22 protein-coding genes and 1 pseudogene are annotated in these 23,568 nt (G+C 62.5%); 11 read left to right on the top strand and 12 right to left on the bottom strand.

The window, feature by feature from the left end:
- Window positions 1–86: 86 nt before the first annotated feature.
- Window positions 87–1,520 (bottom strand): MFS transporter, encoded by a 1,434-nt coding sequence (locus tag NQV17_RS26340; protein ID WP_257774503.1) that lies wholly within the window; start codon window positions 1,518–1,520, stop codon window positions 87–89.
- An 85-nt stretch (window positions 1,521–1,605) separates the two neighbouring features.
- Here NQV17_RS26340 and NQV17_RS26335 point away from each other — a divergent pair, with 85 nt between their 5' ends.
- From NQV17_RS26335 to NQV17_RS26325, 3 genes and pseudogenes are all read left to right on the top strand, one after another.
- Complete coding sequence (locus tag NQV17_RS26335; RefSeq protein ID WP_257774502.1) at window positions 1,606–2,412, top strand: IclR family transcriptional regulator; 807 nt, start codon at window positions 1,606–1,608, stop codon at window positions 2,410–2,412.
- A 415-nt stretch (window positions 2,413–2,827) separates the two neighbouring features.
- Window positions 2,828–3,440: pseudogene (locus tag NQV17_RS26330) on the top strand (UxaA family hydrolase); the annotation flags it as partial.
- A gap of 24 nt (window positions 3,441–3,464) precedes the next feature.
- Entirely contained in the window at window positions 3,465–3,698 is a 234-nt protein-coding gene (locus NQV17_RS26325) for an ATP-binding domain-containing protein (protein WP_374692753.1), read from the top strand.
- 94 nt (window positions 3,699–3,792) lie between these two features.
- On the opposite strand, the gene NQV17_RS26320 is transcribed toward NQV17_RS26325, so the two are convergent.
- Genes NQV17_RS26320 through NQV17_RS26310 form a run of 3 tightly spaced genes read right to left on the bottom strand, consistent with a single transcriptional unit; the run spans window position 3,793 to window position 5,867 of the window.
- Entirely contained in the window at window positions 3,793–4,494 is a 702-nt protein-coding gene (locus tag NQV17_RS26320) for an RES family NAD+ phosphorylase (protein ID WP_257774501.1), read from the bottom strand.
- A 12-nt stretch (window positions 4,495–4,506) separates the two neighbouring features.
- Entirely contained in the window at window positions 4,507–5,190 is a 684-nt protein-coding gene (locus NQV17_RS26315) for a hypothetical protein (protein ID WP_257774500.1), read from the bottom strand.
- Window positions 5,191–5,201: 11 nt separating this feature from the next.
- Window positions 5,202–5,867, bottom strand: a complete 666-nt coding sequence (locus NQV17_RS26310) for a hypothetical protein (RefSeq protein WP_257774499.1) — start codon at window positions 5,865–5,867, stop codon at window positions 5,202–5,204.
- A gap of 1,309 nt (window positions 5,868–7,176) precedes the next feature.
- Here NQV17_RS26310 and NQV17_RS26305 point away from each other — a divergent pair.
- The 6 genes from NQV17_RS26305 to NQV17_RS26280 all read left to right on the top strand — a co-directional run bounded on the left by NQV17_RS26305 (window position 7,177) and on the right by NQV17_RS26280 (window position 12,739).
- Complete coding sequence (locus tag NQV17_RS26305; protein ID WP_257774498.1) at window positions 7,177–7,773, top strand: hypothetical protein; 597 nt, start codon at window positions 7,177–7,179, stop codon at window positions 7,771–7,773.
- A gap of 105 nt (window positions 7,774–7,878) precedes the next feature.
- Window positions 7,879–8,472, top strand: a complete 594-nt coding sequence (locus NQV17_RS26300) for an RNA polymerase sigma factor (RefSeq protein WP_257774497.1) — start codon at window positions 7,879–7,881, stop codon at window positions 8,470–8,472.
- Entirely contained in the window at window positions 8,469–9,137 is a 669-nt protein-coding gene (locus tag NQV17_RS26295; RefSeq protein ID WP_257774496.1) for a zf-HC2 domain-containing protein, read from the top strand. Before NQV17_RS26300 ends, NQV17_RS26295 begins: the two co-directional genes overlap by 4 nt.
- A gap of 145 nt (window positions 9,138–9,282) precedes the next feature.
- Window positions 9,283–10,053, top strand: coding sequence for a TorF family putative porin (locus NQV17_RS26290; protein WP_257774495.1), 771 nt, complete (start codon window positions 9,283–9,285; stop codon window positions 10,051–10,053).
- Window positions 10,054–10,119: 66 nt separating this feature from the next.
- Complete coding sequence (locus NQV17_RS26285) at window positions 10,120–11,529, top strand: S8 family serine peptidase (RefSeq protein WP_257774494.1); 1,410 nt, start codon at window positions 10,120–10,122, stop codon at window positions 11,527–11,529.
- 46 nt (window positions 11,530–11,575) lie between these two features.
- Complete coding sequence (locus tag NQV17_RS26280; RefSeq protein ID WP_257774493.1) at window positions 11,576–12,739, top strand: hypothetical protein; 1,164 nt, start codon at window positions 11,576–11,578, stop codon at window positions 12,737–12,739.
- A 142-nt stretch (window positions 12,740–12,881) separates the two neighbouring features.
- On the opposite strand, the gene NQV17_RS26275 is transcribed toward NQV17_RS26280, so the two are convergent.
- The 3 genes from NQV17_RS26275 to NQV17_RS26265 all read right to left on the bottom strand — a co-directional run bounded on the left by NQV17_RS26275 (window position 12,882) and on the right by NQV17_RS26265 (window position 17,407).
- Window positions 12,882–14,243 (bottom strand): RNA polymerase sigma factor, encoded by a 1,362-nt coding sequence (locus tag NQV17_RS26275; protein ID WP_257774492.1) that lies wholly within the window; start codon window positions 14,241–14,243, stop codon window positions 12,882–12,884.
- An 865-nt stretch (window positions 14,244–15,108) separates the two neighbouring features.
- The gene (locus NQV17_RS26270; protein ID WP_257774491.1) at window positions 15,109–16,746 is read right to left on the bottom strand and encodes a hypothetical protein; all 1,638 of its coding nucleotides are present in this window, start codon (window positions 16,744–16,746) and stop codon (window positions 15,109–15,111) included.
- A 151-nt stretch (window positions 16,747–16,897) separates the two neighbouring features.
- Window positions 16,898–17,407: a lytic transglycosylase domain-containing protein gene (locus tag NQV17_RS26265; RefSeq protein WP_257774580.1), complete on the bottom strand. Its 510-nt coding sequence runs from the start codon at window positions 17,405–17,407 to the stop codon at window positions 16,898–16,900.
- Between the two features lie 287 nt (window positions 17,408–17,694).
- Between NQV17_RS26265 and NQV17_RS26260 the strand changes: the two genes are divergently transcribed.
- Together NQV17_RS26260 and NQV17_RS26255 are read left to right on the top strand one after the other, a co-directional pair.
- Entirely contained in the window at window positions 17,695–19,656 is a 1,962-nt protein-coding gene (locus NQV17_RS26260) for a type III effector protein (protein ID WP_257774490.1), read from the top strand.
- Between the two features lie 490 nt (window positions 19,657–20,146).
- Window positions 20,147–20,974, top strand: coding sequence for a response regulator transcription factor (locus tag NQV17_RS26255; protein ID WP_257774489.1), 828 nt, complete (start codon window positions 20,147–20,149; stop codon window positions 20,972–20,974).
- A gap of 157 nt (window positions 20,975–21,131) precedes the next feature.
- Here the strand turns inward: NQV17_RS26255 and NQV17_RS26250 are convergent, their stop codons facing one another.
- The 5 genes from NQV17_RS26250 to hrpD5 all read right to left on the bottom strand — a co-directional run bounded on the left by NQV17_RS26250 (window position 21,132) and on the right by hrpD5 (window position 23,539).
- Window positions 21,132–21,362 (bottom strand): hypothetical protein, encoded by a 231-nt coding sequence (locus tag NQV17_RS26250; protein WP_257774488.1) that lies wholly within the window; start codon window positions 21,360–21,362, stop codon window positions 21,132–21,134.
- 21 nt (window positions 21,363–21,383) lie between these two features.
- The gene (locus NQV17_RS26245; RefSeq protein WP_257774487.1) at window positions 21,384–21,839 is read right to left on the bottom strand and encodes a CesT family type III secretion system chaperone; all 456 of its coding nucleotides are present in this window, start codon (window positions 21,837–21,839) and stop codon (window positions 21,384–21,386) included.
- A 140-nt stretch (window positions 21,840–21,979) separates the two neighbouring features.
- On the bottom strand, window positions 21,980–22,141 hold the full coding sequence (locus NQV17_RS26240; RefSeq protein ID WP_257774486.1) for a hypothetical protein: 162 nt from the start codon (window positions 22,139–22,141) through the stop codon (window positions 21,980–21,982).
- A 148-nt stretch (window positions 22,142–22,289) separates the two neighbouring features.
- Window positions 22,290–22,523, bottom strand: coding sequence for a hypothetical protein (locus tag NQV17_RS26235; RefSeq protein WP_257774485.1), 234 nt, complete (start codon window positions 22,521–22,523; stop codon window positions 22,290–22,292).
- 11 nt (window positions 22,524–22,534) lie between these two features.
- Window positions 22,535–23,539 carry an HrpD5 family protein gene (gene hrpD5, locus NQV17_RS26230; RefSeq protein ID WP_257774484.1) on the bottom strand — a complete coding sequence of 335 codons (1,005 nt, stop codon included), beginning with the start codon at window positions 23,537–23,539 and terminating at the stop codon, window positions 22,535–22,537.
- Window positions 23,540–23,568: the final 29 nt, after the last annotated feature.

Raw genomic sequence — 23,568 nt, 5'->3', positions numbered from 1 at the left:
TCCTGTCTGCGTGTCAGTGAAGTCGCAAGCGCCGCGGGCGCATTGTTTCTATTCGGTGGTGCCACGTTGCACCAAGCCGGGAACGGCTAGGAACGAACCTGATTTCCGAGATGTTGCGTATCGGCAGTTTTGGTTGATTCAGCTATCGCTTCGGCCCGCAAGCGCTCGTATTCGGCTTTGGGTACCGGGATCGCATTGCGGTCGCCAAGGTCGTTGAGGCGCATGCGATACGTTTCCCGCGTTGTGAAAGCGGCGAATGCAGCCACAAGACAGATGCTGAACGTGAGCGCGCCGATTTTCAGCGGAATGTTGGCGGTGCCGGGAGGCGCGACGGCTACAAAAAGTGTGGGCGTCAATGCTGCAAGCGTCGTCCCAACGTTTTGTCCGATGGCCATCCCCGTCACGCGGACTCGCGTGCGGAATAGTTCTGGGAAAAGGCTCGGGAACACACCGTTGAACCCTTGGTAGGCGATGCCCCACATCAGCACCGAAAAAATAACCGTTAGCCAGAGGTTATGGATGCTGATGGCGTACAGGTATGCGAAAGAGAGCATCCCGGCGCTGAGCACGCCGGCAAGAACTGGTGGCCGGCGACCGATTTTGTCAGAGAGATTGCCGACGAAGGGAATCAGTATGACCGAGCAGATGTTGCCAAGAACCGGAATCCAAAGAAAGACGCCAACAGGAAAGCCGATACCGTAGGCCGGCTGCACTGCATACGCCGCGCCGAACACTGTAGCAAGAAGCGCGATGACCGCGACGAGCGCCATGCAAATGACGCGCAAGACATCATCCCAACTCTGTCGGAGGACCTCCACAACCGGTGAAGAAGGTACTTCGCCGTGAGCCTGCTCGTTGGAGAAGGCGGGAGTTTCGGTGACCTGACGGCGAATGATGAAACCCATGACGATAACGACAAAGCTGAGGAGAAACGGGATACGCCATCCCCAGGAGGCGAAGTGTTCTTTCGACATGAAATGCGCGAGCGGCAAGAAGACCGCCGCCGCAAGCAGCTGTCCGGCTTGCACCCCTTGGAGGGTGAAGCTTGCAAAGAAGCCACGCCGACCGAACGGTGCGTGCTCAAGAATCATGGAGCTGGCGCCGGAAACCTCTCCTGCGACGGCGAACCCTTGAATGAGCCGAAGGGCGACGAGCATCACGGGGGCCCAGAGGCCGACCTGCTGATAGGTAGGCAAGAGTCCCACGCCCATCGTCGAAATACCCATTAAGAACATGCAGAAAATCAGCACCGTCTTCCGGCCGTGCCGGTCTCCGACGTGGCCGAGTACCATGGCGCCTATTGGTCGGGCGACGTATCCAACGCCGAAAGTCGCCAGTGATGCGATGATGGCAACGGTCGGGTTCCCCGAGGGGAAGAAGAGTTGCGGGAAGAGCAACGACGCTGCGGTCGCATAAATGAAGAAGTCGTAGTACTCAAGCGCTGAGCCAATCCAGCCGCTAGCTGCGGCTATCCTGGACTGGCGCTGACGATCAGCCTCAGCCGGGGTGCTTCCGTTCATGACTTGTCTCCGTAGTAGATTGACTTTTCGATGTCATCGTTTATAGTTGTAACAACGTTCCAGTAAGAACCATATTACGCAAATTATGAGAGTTGTCAAGGGAGCAGTTGACCGATCGCTTCAAGCGATCGAGTTGCTCGCACGTGAGGCGCGCTGGATGCGAATGTCCGATATCGCCGCTGAACTCGAGCTCGAGAAAGGACCCGCCCATCGAGTGCTTGCGCAGCTTTGCGAGCAAGGTTGGGCTGAGCAAGATGAGCAGACTTCGCAGTACCGCTTGACATTGAAACTGTCTTTACTCGGTCAGCGATACCTGCACGGACTTGGATTGCCGGGCCTAGTGCAGCCAATCCTCGATGAAGTCGCAGCGCAGTGCCATGAACTCGTGCGGCTAACAGTGGTGAACGAAGGGACACTCGCCTGGTTCGCTGCGTCTCAAGGCGCGGCGCCTGGGCTGATGTATTCGCCGTCCATGCACAGCCCCATCGCCTTGCACGCCACATCGGTCGGGAAGGTGTGGTTGGCGGCCATGTCAAACGACGAAGCCATCGGTCTCGCACTGCGTGGCGGACTCGGCCAGCCCAATCGCGCAGGGACATCGAAGGCGATTAACAGCGTCGACCGATTGATACCGGAGCTCGAGCTGACGAGGCAACGTGGCTATGGTCTGGTCGTGGAGGAGGCCGAGCCAGGTGTGGTCGCGATGGCCGTGACCGTGCGTTCGTTGGTTGACAAAACGGTAGTCGGAACATTGAGTATCGCCGGGCCGGTCCTCCGCATAACGCCGGAGCGTTACGGCTCCTTTCATGCGTTACTGCGCGAAGCCTCCGCGAAACTGGGGGCGGTCTGGCCGCGACTGAGCGTCGATAGGGACGTCAACCAGGCGGCTTGAGATGGTGAGTTCATCCGGCAAGTCTCAGCAGATAGCCCTCGCAGCGCGTCCTGCCGCCCCTCATGGATCTACTGGGTATCACGGGCGTGCCCCGAGTCTTGCCGACGAAGCGATCAGCAAGGTGGAAACGGCGGAAAAGAAGGCGCGTTCAGAAGGCACCAAGGTACCGACATGGATCGCGCTAGTCGAAGGGTGCCGGGCGGACAATGTCCGTTCAGCGGCTGACCGTTTTGTTTCGGGACTTGCAGCATTGCCCGAAGCGGGCGCGACAACACCAGATATGAGTCTCTATCAACTTGAGTACACGCGCTGCAAGACGCCCTGGAGCGCTGGATAAGGCGACTAAGTACCGCTTGACGGCCCCGTCGCGCGAGTCCCACATGGCTCTTACCCCAAGAAACGTAGGAGTAATGCCATGTCGTTGAATATCGCCGACACGTCTGCACGAACTACCGCGTCGATGTCGGCTCGTGTCATACGGCTCAATCCTGCCGACGATGTCGTCAACGCACTTGAACAGCTTGTGTCCGGTACAGTGATCGACAAGGAAGCGGTGACAGTCTCGGGACTGATTCCGCCCGGGCACAAACTGGCGACACGTGACATCGCTCAGGGTGAGGCGGTGCACCGCTACGGCCAGGTGATCGGCTCTGCGAGTCAGCCCATTCGCGCGGGGCAGCACGTGCACACTCACAACCTCGCGATGGGTGATTTCGCGCGGGACTACGCATTTGGTCAGGCTGCCCGTCCCACTGTACGCTCGAACGAGCCCGCAACATTCCAGGGAATTGTCCGCGCAGACGGCCGTGTCGCCACACGCAACTACATTGGCATCCTCACCTCCGTGAATTGTTCGGCTACGGTTGCGCGAGCCATTGCGGATCATTTCCGCCGCGACATTCATCCAGATGAATTGGCCGAGTTCCCGAATGTCCGATGGCGTCGTCGCACTCACACATGGTTCAGGTTGCGCCATCGACTCTGAAGGCGATGGTCTCGCGATCCTGCAGCGCACGATTTGCGGTTATCTGCGCGCACTGGCGCGACGTGTCATGCCCGAGACAGGTGCTGACTACGTGATCTCGACCATCCACCGCTCGAAAGGACTCGAGTGGAAACGCGTGAAGGTCGCGAACGACTTCCGCTTCAAGCGGATCGACGGGTGCCTGACCTTGGATGATGATGAAATGCGGTTGCTGTATGTGGCGGTGACACGCGCAAGGCATCTGCTCGACGTCTCGGACCTACGTGACGAGCTTCTGCGGCTGCTTACGCAACGCCGTTGAGATGGCCATCCTGAGCTTCGTGGTCGCACGTTAAGCGCGTGCGACCACGGAAACTTCGCCTAGGGTTAGCGGGGCCATCCGTCTGCTCCGGCGCCTAGCCAGTCGCCAGAGGGGGTGGCACGCGCAACGGATCGTCCAAGAGCCGTCGATACGCCGCGTGCTCGACAAAGCGCACATGTTCACGCTGCACGTCCGTTCGCATCGACTCGAGCGCCGACGACGAAAGGATGATCGCCGCCTGGCCGCGATACCGCCTCGACGGATACACAACACCGTCCGGACGTGAGGCTGGTGAACACATTTTGAGGGCATCGTGCACTCGCGCCCCGAACCATTGGCACCATTGGTAATCAGGACTCGACAGCATGTCGAAGATGCCAAGCCGGCTCGACGCCTCTCCGTTCAAATTCCAGAGGCGCAGCGGTCGCGGGAAGCGAAGCGTCGCGATTACGCCATGGCACTCCGCGTCTCGGTCTATATAAAACGTCCCGGGACGGGTCAGATCGTTTTGGCAAAAACGTGCCTCCCAGACCGTGGTGTCCGGTTCAAAGGCCATATAGAGCCACCAAAAGGGCATGACTCCATCCGGCCCTACCAGAGCGCTCGGCGGCCCGAAACGATACGCCCGTGCCACGCGATCCGGGACGATACCGAGCGGGGAATAGGCCGCGCGATAAAGTGGTGCGCCGCTTTCGATGACGACAAGTTCGTTGGACAGGCCAGCAATCAGTTGCGCAGTCGACGGCAGCAATTCGCCGATGCCGGCCGGTGGTTCGATACTAAGTTGTTGATGCATTGCGGTGGCCACTCAATGAGCCACGCTTTCTCCACGGCGCGGAATCGTCTCAAGTATGAGACGCTGACGCTCCATCGCAGCCAGTTGCAAAAGTCGCTTCTGACTTGCATGAAGTTCGCCACGGCCAGCGAACGGCTTGCCGGCCAGTAGCTCTGCTGGGGCAAGCTCGTTCAACTCGTCGCGAGCCGTCACGAAGAAAGCGTGAACCTCCGTTGTCAGGGCACCTCGGAGCAATTCAAGGATGCGTGGCAGCAATTCCGGAACGGGCTGGACAAATTGCCATGCGGGGAACGCGCGGCCGTTGGTCTGACCAGGCGGCTTCACACAATAAAACCTGTTGGCGTCCACGTACCGGTACAAACTCGCAATTGAAAGCTGTACCAATCCTTGCTCGATCACCTCCGAAGGCTTCAGATTGGCAACAGGCAACGATTCGGAAGTTGCTCCCGGGCCGCCCGCCTCGATGACGAGCATCGTGGTCAGGCGCTGCTCCAGAACGGTGAGGACGAGTGTATGAAACGATTCGTCCACCAGTTCCGGAGGAACTCGCCCGCGGAGCGATCCTTCGATGTCGGATGCAAACAACTCAGCCACATCCCGCACAGCGCGTGTCGAGCTGAGAGGCTTTCCTTCGGCTAGTACCGCACGAATCTTGATGCCAGCCACGTTGTTCCGTTCGTCAATAACCTGTGCCATGTGAATCTCCTTCAGGCGAATTGCGGGGGCGCCCCAAGCGGATTCAACCGCTTCGCGATCGCGGCCGCGCTGCCAGTTTCCGGCGCGGGATTGATGATGCGTCGACGCAGCGATGCACGCGCAGCCGCGCATTGCTTGGCGATGTCACGACACCGGTCAAGCATTTCGCGCAAGGTGTCGCGGGCGAATTCCTTGACAAGCACGAGCGACGACGTGATTACCACGTCGTTGGGATAAAAGGTCACCTGCTGCCTGAACAGCCGACCCGCGAACTGCTCGACCGCGAGCATCAGGTCAGTCCGGTTGGCGCGGCGGGTGAGTGCCGCGGGCGTTCCTAGGATCCGGTGCCACAGCTCCAAGGCCGAAATCGAATCGAGCGACAGCTCCTCAAGGAGTACTCGCTCGCCCAATGAGAGTTCCGGCAGACCATCGTCGGTCGTCGCCGTCGGATCAGGGTCGCAAAATTCGAAGTTCGCGCCGAGTTCGTCAACCGTGAACCTCTCCGCGACTGGCTTCCACTCGCGGACGAATTTTTCGACCGCCGACATTTCTCCGGCCAGTTGAGAAGGCGTCGATCGCACGCCATATGGTGCGGCCGACAGATCAGTAGTCGAACGTGACCGTGACGGTGCCAGATCATCGATGGACAGCGAGACGTAATGCAATGGGCCGGACATTGGTGTCCTCCTCAATCAGGTATATGCAACGATAGCACAATTCTCATTTTTCTCAAGTATCGTATTATTCGCATTTTTCGCAATATTCTCATCGCGCACATCCGGGACCCTCTCGGCGGAACGAACACGAGGTGGCGCCGCACAACCGCGACGGACCGTGACCGCCTGCGTCCTCGAGCGTGCCACGCGGCGCGCGTCGTCGGCTCGAACGCGCTCCCACGCAGCTTCCACGTGACCAATCATGGGTATCTCGCCAATTCGCGCACCGGCGCAAGCATCGCTCGACCTGGCCGATGCCCTTCATGTTGGCACCGTGGACGATGGGCGGCATGCGATCGCTGCGCCTCGACCGTCGAAGCACTCCCATTTCCCTCCGGTGCTCGAACGAAGGGGCGGATAGCCCCAACAATCCACTCCTTCAGTTTTCCAGCCAAACCGCGATCGATCCAGCTCAGCCAGTTCGAGGCGATACAGCGCCAGGCGCGCCGGCTGATCGTGCCGCACGGGGCGAGCGACGGCAGGCGATAGCCGATGGCTTGACGGATTGCGTCACCCAATGGGTTACCTAATGCTGCGGTTGCGGAACACGATGCCCGCCACGATCGGCGAAGCGCTTCCGAGAGGCCGCGGAGAAGTAAGCGGCCGGCCGCGGCGCAATGTCCACGTGGCGGACGATTAATTCCGCTGGCAACGGTGCCAGGGGCGGCCCGCGCCAGCGCGCACGAATCTGCGGCGACCGTATTGCAGGAGGCTGCGCACGGGCTCCGGCTATCGGTACGGACACGTGGCAAGGTTGCGCGCGGCGCATATAGGTTGTGCCGCCTTTTGAAACAACCCTGATAATTCTTATTATCAGGGCTGATGATAGCGGACGATCGCCACTTTTCGGGATGGTTGCGCAGTATGCGGTGGCTGTGAAAGCGACACACTGCATTAAAGATGCTCTAGTGTTAATTATGCGAAGCAGGATTACAGGTTGTATGGGTTGGTACGGTGCCTGTGTTCGCGCTCTCGAGAATTTTATTCCCGAGCCACCGTCGGAATTCGTGGATCACGCGTGCTTCGCAACCTCAGCCCACGATTCGCGAGTGATGCTCTACAGAACCGTGTCCGCCATGGAAATCGAGCCTTGCGGCGTAATTCAAGTCCCTCGGGTTTTGCTGGCCGTCCCGGACGAACGACGTCCGACGGTTGTCGGCGATTTGGCGCCGACCCTTCGGTTTCGGACTCGAGACTTCATTATCCGGCGACGTGCGGCTCGAATCTTCGCGTACGGTATGTGCCTCCTGTTGAAACCGAATCAGCCACCATGTCGAAGGTATCGGCGGAAAGCGGTGTCCAAGCGCTTCCTGATCTCACATTGTCCACAACCGGTGCCGCAAAGATCATACGAATGCCGGCGCATCCCAGCGCGAGGTCAGGTCGCGGCTTCGAGGAATTGAAGTCAACGGGTGCGCAGGGTAAGCAACTTGCGACGGATCGCCCGACGATGATGCGCACTCCGCTCACGCGCGAGCGGCTGCATCGCCTGCGCCAAGAACTGGGCAAGATCAGTCCGTCGCCGTCCACTATCGACGAGGCGCGGGCCGAAATCATCAAGGCGATGGCGCGCGCGAATCTCGACGCGTGGCGCGTGCCTGGACTTACCAGCGAATCCGCTGTCCATTACACGGACGGCTCGGTGCAGGTTTGCCTTATCGCGCACGAGATCGTTTTCAACAGTACCGGCGCGTTCCAGATCATCGACGCCCATCCGCACGGCATGCTGTACTTCGAAATGTGCGGGCGTGACGGCGCGGCTTTTGCGCCGCCTTGCGGGATGCATGCGGAAGCTGACCGTAATGTAGAACCGCCACGAGACGAAGACACCGGACGCGGGAGTCCCGTGCGTCCGCGGCGCGCCTGACCGCTCGCGGCGCGCCCAGAATTTTTTGCGTCGCTCGCAACTATTCGTGCCGGCGGCGACACTTACGGTCATCCACACAATCTGGCGGATTGCGATTCCAGCGACATGTCACCAGAACCGATCGTTTCAGGCAACGTCTGTCATGCCGCGCGCAGCGTCGACGCGGAGGATGCCGCGTTGTTGCAGCGCATCTCAGCGGCGGACAAGTCTGCGCTGGCCGCGCTCTATCGCGCGTATCACCGGCGGCTGGTCCGTTTTCTCGGTCGCTTCACCCGGCGCGACGACGTGATCGAAGAGGTCATCAACGACACTTTCATGATCGTCTGGCAAAAAGCTGGCGAGTTTCGCGGCCAATCACGCGTGTCGACGTGGCTCATGGGCATTGCGTATCGCGTCACGTTGAAAGCGCTACGCCAGGGTGGCTTGCCGGCGGAGCAGCAGCACGGGTACGACGGGCCATGCGTCGAGCCGTTCGCCGAACACGAAACGATCGACTGGGTGACCAAGGGGCTGACCAGGCTCTCCCCGGAGCAGCGTATCGTGATGGAGCTGGCCTATGTGATGGGCCACTCGCTCGAAGAAATTGCGGAGATAACCGAAAGCCCTGTCAGTACCGTGAAGGCCAGAATGTTTCATGCGCGGGTCAAGCTGCGCAATCTGCTGCCGGCGCTTGCCGGCGTTGATGGGAGCGCTCGATGAGCAATCCACCTGAGAGCGAACTCGTTCATCTGCATGTATGGGAGCTGTTGCCGTGGATCGTCAACGGCCGGGCGTCCGACGCTGAACGCAAGCTGGTCGACGCGCATGTGCGCGATTGCGAACAATGTCAGGCGGAACTCGCGTCGCAGCGCAAGCTGTGCGCGGCGATGACGTCGCGCGAGGAGGCCGGCCCCGACGTCGAACGCGGTCTCGATCATCTGTGGGAGCGTTTTGACGAAGCGGCGCAGCCGGCCCTTGGCACCGGCACCTCGTCGAAGGCACCCTGGCGCGGCCGCATGACGGCGATCGCGTGCGGTCTCGCGGCCACCGCGCTGCTGGAGACGGGCGCGCGGGCGACGCTCGGCTTCAGCCGTGGCGCCAGCACGCTGGCAAACTATCGCACACTGTCTGAGGTCAATGCGGGCGCCGCTCGCGTGACGATCCGGCTCGTCGCCGATCCCGCCATGCCCGTCGGCCGACTGCAGGCGCTGCTGGTGCAGCTACATTTGCAGATCGTCGGCGGGCCGAGCGAAAACGGCGTCTACTCGCTTGCGCCGCTCACGCCGGTTGTTGCGGGCGACGTCGCCAGACAGCTAGGCGTGTTGCGTGCCGCATCCGGGGTGCGCTTCGCGGAGCCGGTCGGGGAGGGCGCCAGCGGTCCCTGACAATTCCTTGTCGATTTTTTTGCATTCGGGTTTATCGGTTAAGATCGGCGCAGCCCTGTCGTCGCGCTCGCGCGCCCCGGGCTCGCCGGATGGCTTGAATTAATGCCATTGCTTTTCCATCCCACCCGGATTCCTGCACGACAAGATGGCGTCGAGGTTTCGTTCAATCGCGCTTTGCGCCGGCGCGGCGCGCCCGTCAGCGCGTCGAGTCCGATGGTATGCGTCGTTCGCGCTACTTGCCTCGTGGTTCATTGCTGCGCCGCGGCTCGCACTGGCGGCGAGCGAAGACTGGCAGTTCGAGGCGGGTATCGCTTCCGACAAGGTCACGCGTGGCATGGACATCAGCTATCACCAGCCGTCGGCGAGCTTCGCGGGGAACTGGTATCCCGGCAACGGTTTCTTTGCGGGCGCGTCGGCCTCCACGATCAGATGGGGCGCCCCGCTGACCACGGGGGTGGAATTCGTCGCCAACGCGGGGTATGGCTGGCGCGTGTCGGGCGACTGGACTGCGCAGGCCATGCTGTCGCACTATCAGTTCACCCGCGTGCCGTCGGCGGTCCGTTTCAATTACGACGAACTGGTGCTGACGGCGGGCTGGCGCGATTCGGTGTTCGCATCAGTTGCGCTGTCGCCGAATACCGGGTTTGGCCCGTCGCCGAGCGCGCGCGCAATTTCCTACGATCTGGTGGGCCGCCTACCGCTCGTCCACGGCTGGACCGCGACGGCGGGGATCGGCTACTACGATCTGCATTCGGTGATCGGCATCGGTTATGTATACGGCAACGTCGGGTTGACCTGGCAGTTCAATGCGTGGCAGTTCGATCTGTCCTATATCGCGACGAACAGCGAGGCGAAGACGACGCTTGGCCCGGGCGCGTCAAACCGGTGGATTGCCGATGCGATCTGGCATTTCTGAGTTGCGCGGCAACTTTTCTTGCGCAGACGCGCACCTACGGCTGTCCCAATGTTGAGTCAGATTGTCATGAAGCCCATGCAGCGCCGGCATTTCAATGAGCTCGCCAGCTCCGCTCCGGTGCGGCATTGCAGCGACCGCAGCAAGGCACGCGTGGTCGGAGCGGGCCGACTTGTGCGCTGGCTCGCGCATCGGCTGCTGTTGGGCGCGGCCCTGGTCATGTCCGGATGCGCGCTCGTTCCCGCCACGCCGGACCCGGTTGCCGCCACCCAGCAAATGAAAGCGAACCCCGAGCGGATGATCGTGTTGGCGGTCAGGAATCCGCCGGAAACGCTTATGCTGCGCGCGGGCACGACGGCGGGCGGCTACGGCGCGCCGGGCGGTTATTCGGCGGGCGGCAGTGCCCGGGCTCAGGTTGCCGCGCTCGCGAAGCAATATGGACTGAGAGAGGTGTCGGCATGGCCGATCCCGTCGCTGAAAGTGCATTGCGCGATGCTCGAAATCGCCGACGGCGCGCGCCGCAGCGAGGTGCTCGCGCGGCTCGCCGTCGATCCGCGCGTGCGGCTCGCGCAGCCGTTGCAGACTTTCGATTTGCTTGGCGACGCGCCGCACGGCAACGGTTACGCCGACCTGCAGCAAGGTTTTCGCGAAATCAGCGCGGACGCCGCGCAAAAAGTCTCGCGAGGCGATTCGGTGCGCGTGGCGGTGATCGACACGGGCGTTGATACGACCCATCCCGATCTGCACGGCCGCATTGTCGCGACGCGCAATTTCGTCGACCAGGACTGGACGCAATTCAATCGCGATCTGCACGGCACGGCGGTGGCCGGCGTCATTGCAGCCGATCGCGCGGCCACGGCGGACGACAAGCCAGGCGGCATCGAAGGCGTCGCGCCGCATGCGAAACTGATTGCGGTCAAGGCATGCTGGCAGCGGGACAATCACACCGGACATTCGGTGTGCAACTCGTTCACGTTGGCCGAGGCGGTGCAGGCGGCGCTCGAAGCGCATGCGCAGATCATCAACATGAGTCTGGGCGGCCCCGCCGATCCGTTGTTGAAAGAACTGATCGAGCTGTCAGTGAAAAAAGGTGTGATCGTGGTCGGAGCAGTACTGCCGGATGGCGATCTGAAGGCATTTCCGGTCGGCGTGCCGGGCGTGATTGCGGTCGATTCGGCGCGCGCGACGGGCAGCGCGCCATCCGTGGCGGGTTCTAACGTGCTTTATGCGCCGGGCCGCGACATTCTCACTCTCACACCGGGTGGCCACTACGATTTCGTTTCGGGCTCGTCGTACGCGACGGCGAATGTGACGGGCACGATCGCGTTGCTTCTCGGCTTGCAGCCGAACCTCGACGCGCATTCCATTCAGACGCTGCTCGACCAGACGAGCGGCCCGAGCCGGCAGCATGCGCGCGTTATCAATGCATGCCGTGCGATCACCGCGCTTCATCATCCGTGCGCCGACCGGGCGTTCTGACAGGCGAGTGCTGTTGCCGCTTTCGCTGCGGGACGATCGGGTTCGCATGTTCGGCCAGACCGCGCGCCGATGTCGGCGCATGCTGTCTCCAGTAAAGCCGAAAGCCTCGTGTTCGATTCCAGCGAACGACACTCGATGGCTCGTCGACGTTCCAATGGAGCCCTACGTCATGCGCACACAACGCACAGCCAGCACGCTCGCGACCGAACTTGCTGATCGTCACGCGCCCGGGCCGGCGAGCGGCAATGTCGGTCGGTCACGGACAAAATCGCGCTTTTCCGGGTCGGCAAACGGCATTCTGTCGCAGTTGAAGTCGATCGGCGGCTCGCGTCCCGCGACGCGCCGCAGCGCATTGGCGCCAGTTGCGAACCGTTTGCCCGCGCCAGCGAAAGTCGCGGCGACGGAAAATCCTGTCGCGGACGCGGTCCAGTGGATCAATCATCGGCGTCCGCCGCCGTCGGACACGAGTGACGGCGCTGCGAAACTGCAAACGAGCTCGACCGGGCACACTGCGGCTAATCCGGTGATCGACGCCGACGAGGATCTGTTCGAACTGCCGCTACCGGCCGCACGGCGCGCGGCGCAAAAGACGCTGCTTCAGTTGTTTGATGAAGAGCGCGCCTTTCAGCACGCTTCAGACTTACCCGCCGGGATGCAAGCTCAAGACATCGCGGCGGCTCGCGTGGATGACGACGATCTGTTCGAAGTGGATCTGCGTAGCGGGCGCATCGATGTCGGCGCCCGCGCAGCGGGGGCGCCGGGCCCAGCGGCTCGAGCCTTGTTGAAAAGTACCTTGCGCAAGCCGGACGCGGCCCGCCGCGACAATGGGCGCAGCGTGAGCTGGCACCCGGATGTCCGTGACACGAAATTCGCATCGGCACAGGAAAAGGGCGGCCCACGGCACCGCACGACAGACCCGGAGCTGCTCGAGATCCAGGCGAAGACTAGAGAAAACGAGGTGCTTCAGGAATTCGGCAGGTTGCCTGTCGACCGGGACGACGATGACGGCAAGCAGGTCAATCAACGCGCGACCGGTGCGCCGACGCCCGATCGGCCGACGGCACACCGCGAGCAGCCGGGCGAAAGCGCATCGTCCCCGTCTTCTGCCACGACGGCAGCAACAGCGGCGCCGGCTCACCGAGCCCGCCGCGGCGGTATCACGAGGATGCTCGGCCGTATAGTCCAGCTGCCGCGAAAACTGTGGCGTTGAGCGACGGGATCTGGCGGCAACATCGCGGGCAGGGGCGGCGCACTTCATGGGCTCCATGTCGGCCCCACGAGCGGCCGCGAACGCCACAGCTCAACTCAAGCCGGTGCGCCTGACGCGTACCTCAGAACGCTTGGAAGCACTTTCAAACACACTTCGCCTGTTCGAGCACGGCCAGCGTCTCACGCAGCTTGCCGCGCGCCCGGTGCATGCGCGCCTTGACCGTGGTCACCGGACACCCGGTGATCTCCCCGATTTCTCCGGCGGAGTGTCCGAGCACATATGCCAGCGTCATCACCAGACGCTGCTCGACGGGCAGCAGATCGAGCGCCTTCGACAACAGGTCGGACAGCTCATGATCATGCCAGTACTGGGCCATCATATCGATATGGTCGACATCGAGCGGCTCGAATTCCGCGCGGCGCAGATCGCGCAACGCGCGCAGCGCCGTGCGATACGCAATGCCGAGGATCCACGTCGAGACGCGGGCCTCGCCGCGGAAATCGCCGGCCCGCCTCCAGATCACCATGAAGGTGTCGTTGATGATTTCTTCGATCACCTCATTTTTCCACGTGAGCCGGGTCAGGAAGCGCGCGAGACGCCGATGGTAGAGCCGGTACAGGGCGGCGAGGGCGGAGGCGTCGCCCACCGCCACGCGATCGAGCAATGGCCGGTCGTGATCGACAGACGACGCGAAGTCCTCGCGCGTGCCAGGGTTGCCGGAGATGTGGCGCGTGACCTCGTCGATTTCATGACGTGCGGTCTCGTGGCCGCGCAGATCGCCGATGTCGTGCATCGCGCCGACAATGCCGGTGATGCGGCCGTATTGGTCGTAGACGACGCCTTTGTAAAAGCGGACCATGCGCACGACGTCGGCCCCGTTGCGCACGCCGGCCGTATAGGTCTGGACGCCGCCGTCGAACACCAGATCCAGGTCCGCCTTGTGATAGGTGAGTGCGAGGTCAGAAGGCGCCACGTCGTAGACGGTTTTGCCGAGAATGCTGGCCCGCTCGATGCCCAGAAAGTGCTCGAAGACCCGGTTGCAGCCGGTGTAGAGGCCGTTCGCGTCCTTGAAGAAAACGGGCGACACCATGCCGTCCGAGTGACTCTGCAATGCGGAGAACTCGGCCACGCCGCCGCGCGCGACCGACAGCAGCCTCGTCTGCGCGCGTGCACGCGCAATGACCGGCTCGGCGTCCAGCAGGTCTTCGTCGTGCACGGCGTCATTGGCGCCGCGTGCGATGAGCGAGACGACACGCTCGGCAGAGAACTCGCGCAACATGGGAATCAGATAATGTTCATCGCCGTTCTCGATCCTTAGTTTCTCGATCTCGGCGCACGCGTCGGTGCCCGCGCTATCGATGAACACGACTGCCGGCGACGTGTCCTCGATCCGATGCGGCTGTTGCAGCGCTTGCGCTCCATGGCGCTTGATGACTGCGGGCGCGGGACGGCCGGCTGAACTCGACCAGAAAATGCGCGTCTCGTCGACAGGATGTGCCACCATTCGCTTCCCTTACGGTCTCCACATTACTCGCACACCGAACTCAAGGCCGGCGGCACGTCAGGTCATACGGACAAGCGAGGCGCGGATCGGCTAAGCCATGCGGCTGGCGAAGGTTGCGTGAGCCGTGCCTCAAACCGTTGCCCGGCTACAAGCATACCTGCCTGGCAGCACGAAAATTATTGAATCGCGCGACCGTTGGGAGCGGCGGCAGCGTCTTGTCCCATTTATCGGAACTATGTGACTCAGCGATGAATGATTCGCCTAATTGGCGTCCGAATCGCGGGGAAGTATTCTGGGTAGACGGTTTTGAAGCTGGTGCGTTTGATTCAGGAGTCCAACTCAAATAATATCTGATGAAATGCATCATCAAGCTTAGCGAAGCAGAGAGAGGCATGCCTGGAAGCAAGTGTCCTTGAAGCAACGACATCTTCGCACGAGCTGCGGGACTCCTGCTGCTGGGCAGCGGATCGAGTGCACCCAAGGCCCGTTGCCGGGCGCGAATGTCAGCGCACAGTCGATCCACAACTGGTCTCGGCCGTTGGGGCTGGCTTGTGTGGTCTGCTGTCAGGCCAGGGCGGTGGTCGTCCTCGTGCGTTGTCCGAAACCATGCTCGCCACGGCGATGGAAGTCGCGGAGCAATGAGTCCATGATGCTTGGCCAGATCGCGAAGGGCCCTGAATCTCTACACGGCGAGCACCATGCCGGTGCAATTGGGCGTCGTACCAGCCGTTCCCCCGGGCGGGCGATATCGCCGCCTGCAGGCGCTTGAGCAATCCGTGCTCGCCGATCAATTCCGGGTGGCATGTCGAGCAACTGGACAGCGCAGGTGAGATCGCGCTGTCTGCACTACCACAGCAGGGGCTGCTCAAGCCGGCGCTCCAGATGAGCTGGGCTCTGCCGTGTCTGGCGCGCACGGCGGCAGCCCAAGCACTGTCACATAGGCGCGAATGCCCGCCTCACCGAGCACGAATCGCAGGGCGTGCCGGATTCGCAGCATTTCTAACGAGGTGGAGACCTGCGCGACCAGTTTCAGGCCCGTGGTCAAGGTGCCTTTCTCATGCGCGGGGCGGATCATCTGCTCTGATATCCCGTGCCGGCCGAGCAGTTGCAGGCCCGACATATGCAAACGGCCTCCGCACGCGGCATCCAGCGTGCGCTCGAAATCCTTGAGCGCGTTCGCGTCTCGGTGGTCTTCTCCCAGCATTTTCGCGGCGTCGGGCCACGCGCCCCACAGGGCTTTTGCGATGAGGCGGCCGTGGTTACCGTGCTGGCCTTGCGAACAGATTTCGTGAATGGCCTGTAGCACGTCTGCGGTATCGCCGCGCGTCGTGATGCGGCCGTCGTGCATCGCAATCAGTCCGTGCAGGGTTTGCCCCGTCCTGGCTGCGAGTTCAGTGCGCAGAAGTACCCAAGGATCCTGCGGCACCGCCTCGAGTTGCGACGCGACATGAGCCAAGAAGGAGCCGTCGTCCGAGCGCCGGATCAGGCTCAGCGCGGCGATCAGTCCCGAGCGATAAGCCATGCTTTCGATCAGTCCAACCGTGGCTTCGTAGCGCGTCGCGGGATTCGGCGACAGCTTGAGCAGTTGCAGCGTATCGGCGTCGAAGTTTTGCGTGTGCTGTCGAACGTGGACAGCCTCGTGAAACACGCCTTCTGCCAGCGTCAGGAAGCCGTGGCGGAAGGCGGGATCGAACACGTCAACGCGCGCGCTTCGGTCGTAGGTTTTCATCAGCGAGCCTTCGTCCGCGACCGATTGCTCGCCCGCGTACCGCACCTTGCTCCGGACGCCGAACGCATCGTTGACGTGCCGGCCCAATGCGTTGATCGCCTGCTCACGCTGCCGTGCGTTCCACTGCGATGGCGGCGTCGCTCGCAACTGGCTCAATTCGGGATCCGCTTCGATAGCCGACGCATAGCGCTCCGCGCTGCCGAAGATCGTGCTGGCGAACGCTGCGTCGAACACGCCTTTGGTCGTCGCTTCGCACACCCATGATCTGGAAGTGCCGAACGACTTGGCGATCTCGATCATCCGGGAGACGCCGCGCAGGCTGAGATGCTCGAAGCCTTCGTGGGACCGAATCCGTGCGCTCACGTCTTGCCAGGCGGGGGAGTGGCGCAGTGCCTTGAGCTCGCGCAGAACGGTCCGATGTGGAGCGGGCAGCGGACCAGGCGATTCGGCGCCTGCCAGCGCGCCGGCATAGGCCGCTGCGGCGTCGCCAGCCTTCAGTCCGTGCAGCAGCATGTTCCACGGATTGACGGGGGGCGGCGAGGGCGCGGCGGTCCCGATCAGCCTGAGCCGCGCGAGCGCGTGGCCACGCTGCGCGTGTCCGGCGACGGCAGACCTGACGGGCGCATGCGCAAGCGGTTCCAACGCCGCGTCGGATGACGAGGCACGCCGCGATGGCGACGCGGTCGAAGCGGTCGCTCGGCTCGGCGATTCGGGCGGGACGCTCGATACGGGCAGCGGACTGGACGACTGGTTCTGGATTCGGGAATTGAACATGAGCACACCGGTAATGTTGCGTAGTGTCGATATTGTGGGCAACGGGTGTACGGGATAGGGCGGTCGCGGCGAAACATTATGCGGGAGAGCGAACCCGTCAGCCGCCGGCCGTCTCAGTCAACGGGCGCCGCGTGGCCCCAGATCGAGCATTTCACGACGCATTCTTTTTTTTGACGATCCGTGTCGGATCCTGTGATGAAGTCGGCGCTGCATTCGGCAACGGGTTCGGCATATCGCGCCATTGCCTCACGATGGCCGCAATATGCCGCGCGTAAAAATCGCGCTCGGCCGGCGTCTCCGAATGATAAGCGCCGACCGCAGCCCATGTATTGCCGTACTTTTCCATCTTCCCGCGCAGATGCCATGCAGCGATATACACGTTCTTGCACGGGTGCATCAGCGCATCGCGATCGATGTGATAGCGCGCAAGCTCCCGCAGATGAATCGAGTTGATCTGCATGAGGCCGTAGTCGAGCGAGCCGTTTGCATTGAGGTGCGTCGCGTTGGGTCGGTTGTGCGACTCCTGCCACGCGATGGCCCGCAGAATCAGCGGATTGACGTGCTGGTAGGCTGCGGCGTCGTCGAAGCAATCTGCGTGCGCGGATTGCATCATGAGCGCGATGGTCACGCTGACGGCGATGGCGAGCCGTGAACAATGCATGTTGTGCTGCATGACGAACTCCTGCGAATCCTGCTGGACGGCGCGATTGTGATCGTCGCGCGTATGACCGTGCGCGTGACAGCCCGAAAAAATGAAGGCGCGAACGAAGCCTGTCGCACGACGGTACGCGGCGTCATGCATGGTTCGCGCCGGCGCTCAAGTTTTCGCTGGGCTTCGGTGGACGTGCTTGAGCGCAAATGTTCAATACGTGCTCGAGCGATGCGGGGCGCATCGTGCCGCGCGACTGCGACCGTTCGCTTAACCGTCTGTCGCGCAGAGGAGGCGCCATGAAAACCCGTTCAACGATCGACGCACGCTCGATTTCCGGTCCTGGCTCGACGCCAGAGACCGCGACACATCGCGACGACGCAGGCCGTCGCGCGCGCGTTCGTTCAACCAACTCCGCGTTGCTCACGTTCGGCGCGCGTTCTTCATCACCCTCGCCATCGCATGAACCGGCCGCGGCCGGCGACCGACGTGCGTCACGCGCATCGGTCGAGCGATTGCATCGCTGGAGCGCTGGCGACGAAATCGAGGAAGTGGCGCCGGGCACAACGCTCGGCGAGCTGATGCACCGCGAACGCCCCACGACCGAAACGACCGCGCACATGGCGCGCCTGCAACTGGATCGCGCGCCGCACGAACGTTCGTTGAGCAGCGGCGGCAGTATGATCGACATGCGCTCGCCATCGCGTGGATCGCCGTCGATGCGAACGCAAGGTGGCGTCGATGCGGATCTGTCCTCGCAGCCGCAAACGCGGGCGCCAGCATCGACGCGCGCGGCATCGCCCGGCGCCTCCGCCGACGAGACGCCGCGATCCGCGAGCGAATCCACTACCGCCCAGATGCGCGCAGCGAGGCCGAGATCCGTTCGCGCGTTGCCGTCGGGGCCGAAGATCGACGGCATGGACAACGTGCTGATGTCGACCTACAACCTCGGCGACGAGCAGCTCTCTTCCATCACCGAAGCACTCGGCCTCGGGCCCGCGCATCCGGATGAACACATGCGCAATCTGCAACGGGCCGCGCTTGCGCGCATCCTGCGCGGCGCGGTCTATCAGGGGCCACCCATGCCCGACGCCGCTTCAATCGGACAGCTGCAGTTCGGCCGCGGCTTGCCGCCCGGACGTCGGGAGCAACTCGTCGCCGCCGCCAATCGGGCCGGCTGCTTCATGACCGAGCGCCGGCAGCGAGGCAGGAACGGCGAGACGCAGAACCTGTTGCAGTTGCACTTCAAGCCGTCCGTGGACTATGGCGTCGAGCCCCTCGCGTCGCAGCCGGATTCGGCTAATTTCAAGGCCGTGGAAGCGCTGGCCGAACTGATGGTCGAACTCACGGCGCCCGGGCATCGTGAGGACGGACAGCGCTTTTCAATTGAATCCGTCGCGGCAAGGGTGACGGAGGGCGGCAGTTCGCAGGTATTCGCCGAGCACTTCGCAAAGCACACGCAGGTGAGTCCGCCGCGCATCGAACTGGTCCCCGCGCACCTCAATGAGACCAACATCCGCAACGCGTGGCTGTTCACGGCACTCACGGCCGAGCAGAAGGAGAAACTCGTGGATGCGGCGAACGTCACGCATCTCCAGTTTGAGGAACGACGATCCACTGCGGCGGACGGCACGCGCTGCGTGAAGCTGCGCGTGTTCTTCGGAGGCATGGAGAACTGGCGCGACGTGAGGCAGGCGCTTGTCACCGGGACAGGCGGCGTCGGCAAGGTGTTCGGCGCAGCGCGCGACGCGGCGGAAATCATCGCGCAAAAGATCGATCACGCCCAACGCGAAGGTTATCGGGTCGAGTTCGAACACATTGCGGGCGCGTCAATGGGGGGTGCGACTGCACAACTCTTCGCCGCGGCGCTACAAAGCCGCGTGAGGTTGCAGACGCAGCCGCCGCTCGTGTTGCTCGATCCGAAATTGCCCAACACCGTGCAGTTGCGGCATGCAGTCAAGGGCGGCACGCTCGAATACGATTACGAGAAGTTGCGAGGCGTCGCCGTCACGCTTGACTATCCGGCGAATCCGCGCAAGGGGCTGATGGGGCGCATGAAGGGGCTCGGTTTCAAGTCGCCGGGCCTCGTGCGACTCAAGCTCGCGTTGAGCGACTATGACGGGAAGAGGCGCTCGGCAGACGGCGACATCGAGACGTTGCCTCCGCAGCCGAGCGGCCCGCCCGGCATGGGCTATCATGCCGACCCGGATCTGTATCTCGCGGCGATCAACCGCTTCACCCGTCGCGTCGACATGCGTTAATGCGGTCGCGCCCACAACGCGTCATGCGCATACGTGGGCTCACGCGCCGGCATTCGTAAGCTGGCCGTCAGAAGTGCGACACGAATCGTTCACATGCGCGCGCAGGGCAGTTTGTCAGGGGCACGCTGCTACATCGCGAGGTTCATCGACGTTTGCCAGGCGATGGCATTCAATAGCTGAAAATTGAAAGAAGAAGCGCTGCTTCGCGCAACAGCGGTTGTGCACTGCGCAACAAAATAAATACGCGACGCGCATCCGTCGTGCCCTCCCGATGCACTAACGGACAGAGAGATCTCACTCGATAACGTCAACGACGATCGCGCAACGAAGCGCGCCTTTCGGTGCTCTGTTGCCGCGATCCACGACAGCACGACGGACAACATATCGCGAGTGAGAGGACAACAAGCTGTATCGGGGATAGCCGCCGGCATCGCAGGAGGGGGCCGGCCAGTAATGGGAAAGATTGTCACTTATCTGGATGCGAACCGCCGTGAATAATGACCTGCTCTTTGCAATCGCGACCGACGATCGGGTGCTTCGACGCAATCTTGAAGAATCATTCGCAGGAGATGGCATCGTTGTCGAGTCGTTCTCGTGTGAGCTCGACCTGTTGCGCGCGATGCGTGCGAATCGCTACGACCTGGTGCTGATCGATTCGAAGACCGAACCGACAGCAACGAGCGCCTTGCTGTCATGGCGCAGTTGCAATGCCGACATCTGCACGCCGCTCATCGTGCTGACGAACCAGTCGAGCTGGACGAGCCTGTTGCGCTGGATCGACACTGGCGCGACCGACGTCGCCAATCGCTACGACATGGAGCAGATCCGTTTTCGCGCGCACCTTGCGTTGCAACGGAGCATCTGCAACACCGTGACACGTGAGATCCAGATTGGCCGCTATCTGCTGCAAAAGGACACCGGCCGCGCGGCGATCGACGGTGTCGAAATTGCGCTGACCGCGCGCGAGTTTGCGATCGCCTGGCTATTCTTCTCGAACCCCGGAAAGTTCTACAGCCGCGCGCAGATCGCGGCGAGCATCTGGGGCGCCACCGAGCAGATTGCCGCGCGCACGCTCGAGCAGCACATCTACAAGCTGCGCAAGAAGCTGGACCTGTCGCGCACTTCGGAGCTGAGTCTGAAGACCGTGTATGCGCTCGGCTACAAGCTCGAGGTCGCTCAGGCGGCGCAAGCGGAATTCGATGCCAGCGCCGGGCCGAGCTTCGCCACGCTGCCGAACTCCCCCGACCGGAGCGGCAGGCGTGAAGAGGACTATTCGCGCGGCGCCACGCGGATGACGCTCGCACCCACGATGGCGTAACGGAGCGGCCTGATAGAGCGGGGTAAGTCAGCGGCATGAAACAGCGCGTCAGACGGAGCATGACAACTGCGGCTCGCCGGGACAACGTTCGCCCGGCGAGCCACATGCATCGGCTGCGTGGCCGACTCATGCGGCCAGCCGATCGCGTTCGCGTCGCTTACGCGCTGTCCGGATCTTCCTCCCGTTCTTCGGCGCGACGTTCCTGCTGGTCCTGAAAGATTTGCATCATGACCTGGCTGCCGAACGCCTGGATCGCCGCATCCAGATCGGCCTGACTACCGCCCGGGTCCCCGTTCTTGTCCTTGCTCTTGTCCTTGCTGGTGGTTCCTGTCTCGTGAGTCGACGGATGATCCGTCGTATTGCCGTGACTGCCGACGCGTGATGTCATCTGATTCTCCAAATAAGGGGTTCAGGCGCGAATCCACACATAGTCGCCGCGCGCGAGGTTCTCGAAAAGATCGTCGCGTGCCACGAAGATGTTGTCGCGCCAGTAGCGGCCGTGCTCGACATAGTGCTCGATCAGCTCCAGCATCCATTGGCCCGTGATCTCGTCGCTCAATGCCACGCGCGCGATCAGCACGATGCCGCCGGTGTCGGTCTCCAGGCCGAGTTGCGCCTGGTCTTGTGCATAGACAGCGAGGTTCGCCTCGAGCAGCAGGCGAAACACGCGCAACGTGCGCCCCGCCGTGACGATGCCAAACTGGAACGTGACATACAGCGCGTCCTGGTCTTCCTCGAAGTGATCGATCGCAGCGTCGAAGCCGTCGATCTCCAGTACGCCGCGTTCGAGCGCGGTGTCCGGTGCCGGCATATCGCGGAGCGCGCAGATTTCACGAATCAGCTCATCACGTCGTTCGATGCTCATTGCTATGGCCGGATCGGTTCACGAGCGTCTGTCCGCCACACGGGGGGGCCCACGCAGGCGTTAAAAAAAGAAACCGGTTGGAAACCGCGAACGGCTTCCAACCGGCGCACCATGCGCGGCCGGATGGCGCGCCGGAGCGCTTAGCCGACGATATCCTTCGCGGCCTTCAGGCCCATCGTCGCCAGCTTCGCGGTCGTGTTGGCCTTGTTGATTTCGTTTTCTTCAGCCATCGCCTTATAGATCTCAGCGATCGAGCTGCCAGTTGCGCCTGCGTCGGTAGGCGGGGTGATTTTACCGGGCATGTTGAATCTCCTAAAAGATAGAACGTGGTGCTGCGTGGAAGTGTTCCGCGTCATGCGGGCCACTGGAAAGCGTGCGGCCCTTTTCGGGTTGCGCACGGTTCGCCTGCATCGCTGCACACCGGCTGCATGAGCAGCGATGCAGGTGGTACTACTCCGTTGCGATGCGGCAGAGTTCAGCCGCAGCGCGAAATCCGTCGGCAGCGACACGTCCTGCCTGTGCTTCGGCGCTTGCCGTGTCCGTCGATTGCGAGGCCACGGTGCCGGCCACTGTGTCCAGCGCCTCCGCTACCTCGCGCACTTCGCCGTGGCGATGGCGCTGCGTCGCTGCTTGCGGCAAGTCAGCCAGCACGTCGATCAGTTTGTCGGTCATCGCTTCGTACATGTTCGTCATCCTCAATGAATGGTAGTGTTGCCAGGAATGTCGGCGACGAAGTTTTTCGTGCCGTCGCTCGATTCCACGTATTTCACGCCATCTGCCGATAACGCCGAGTCCATGTCGCCTGCCACGCCCAGATCGTCGGTGCGCGTCACGTTCACGTCGATGCCCGCGACAAGCGGACCGATGTCGGCGCGAAAGCGCTCGACCACTTCGTGCACCGTGGCGGGCCGGCGCGCCGTGCCGCTGACCTCGAAGCGCCGCGCGCCGACGTAACGTACCTGCACGTTCGGCTCGTGCAGCGATTCCGCGAGTGCACCCGCAATCTCGTCACCGGGCTTCACGTTCCAGCTGAGGCGCTTGCCGGCCAGTGCCTGAAGGGCGGTGCGAGCGTCCGCCGTATTCGATGCGATGCCCGTCACGACGAAGCCGTCGGCCTGCGGCGCCACCGTAAGGTCCGGCTGATGCAATTGCGCGAGTGCCTGCTGAACATCGGCGAGCGTGGCTCTGGCTTGCGACCGGTCTGCTGCCTGTGAGGTCTTGCCGGCGGGTAGGACCAAGGCCGCCGCGCCCATCGAGCCGACCAGCAGGGCGGCGACGCTCGCATGGACCCACGGCGCGCGGTGCCGACGCTTCATCACGACCGGCGACGGCGGGGCGGCGGGAAACACGCCATCGCTCTGCTCGCCGTCGTACTTGCGGCCTTCGTGATGCGGGGCCAGCAGCCGTTCCATCAGTTGCAGGTCGGACGGCCAGGGCGCGTCGAGCGGACCCGCGCACAGCACCACCTCGCCGAAACGCTGCGCCACGAAGTTCTCCATCACGGTTGCGGACGAAAGATCTCCGGGTATGCCTATCATTATGTTATCCTTAGCATCTATTGACAGCTGCATGGTGCCTTCGCTCCAGTCATTGATCACGATATCAGCATCGGCCTGTGCTCCGATCGACATCGTTGTTGTACTCAACTCTATCTGAGCACCGGCATGGAAGCCGGTGAGTACGCGAATTTCTTTGGACATGAACGAAACCTCTTGTCTGTGAGAATGAC

It is taken from the genome of Burkholderia sp. SCN-KJ, assembly GCF_024656005.1.
In the GTDB taxonomy this organism is placed as follows: Bacteria; Pseudomonadota; Gammaproteobacteria; order Burkholderiales; family Burkholderiaceae; genus Burkholderia.
Note: the sequence above shows the minus strand (reverse complement) of the source record. Positions and strands in the feature narration are given on the sequence as shown.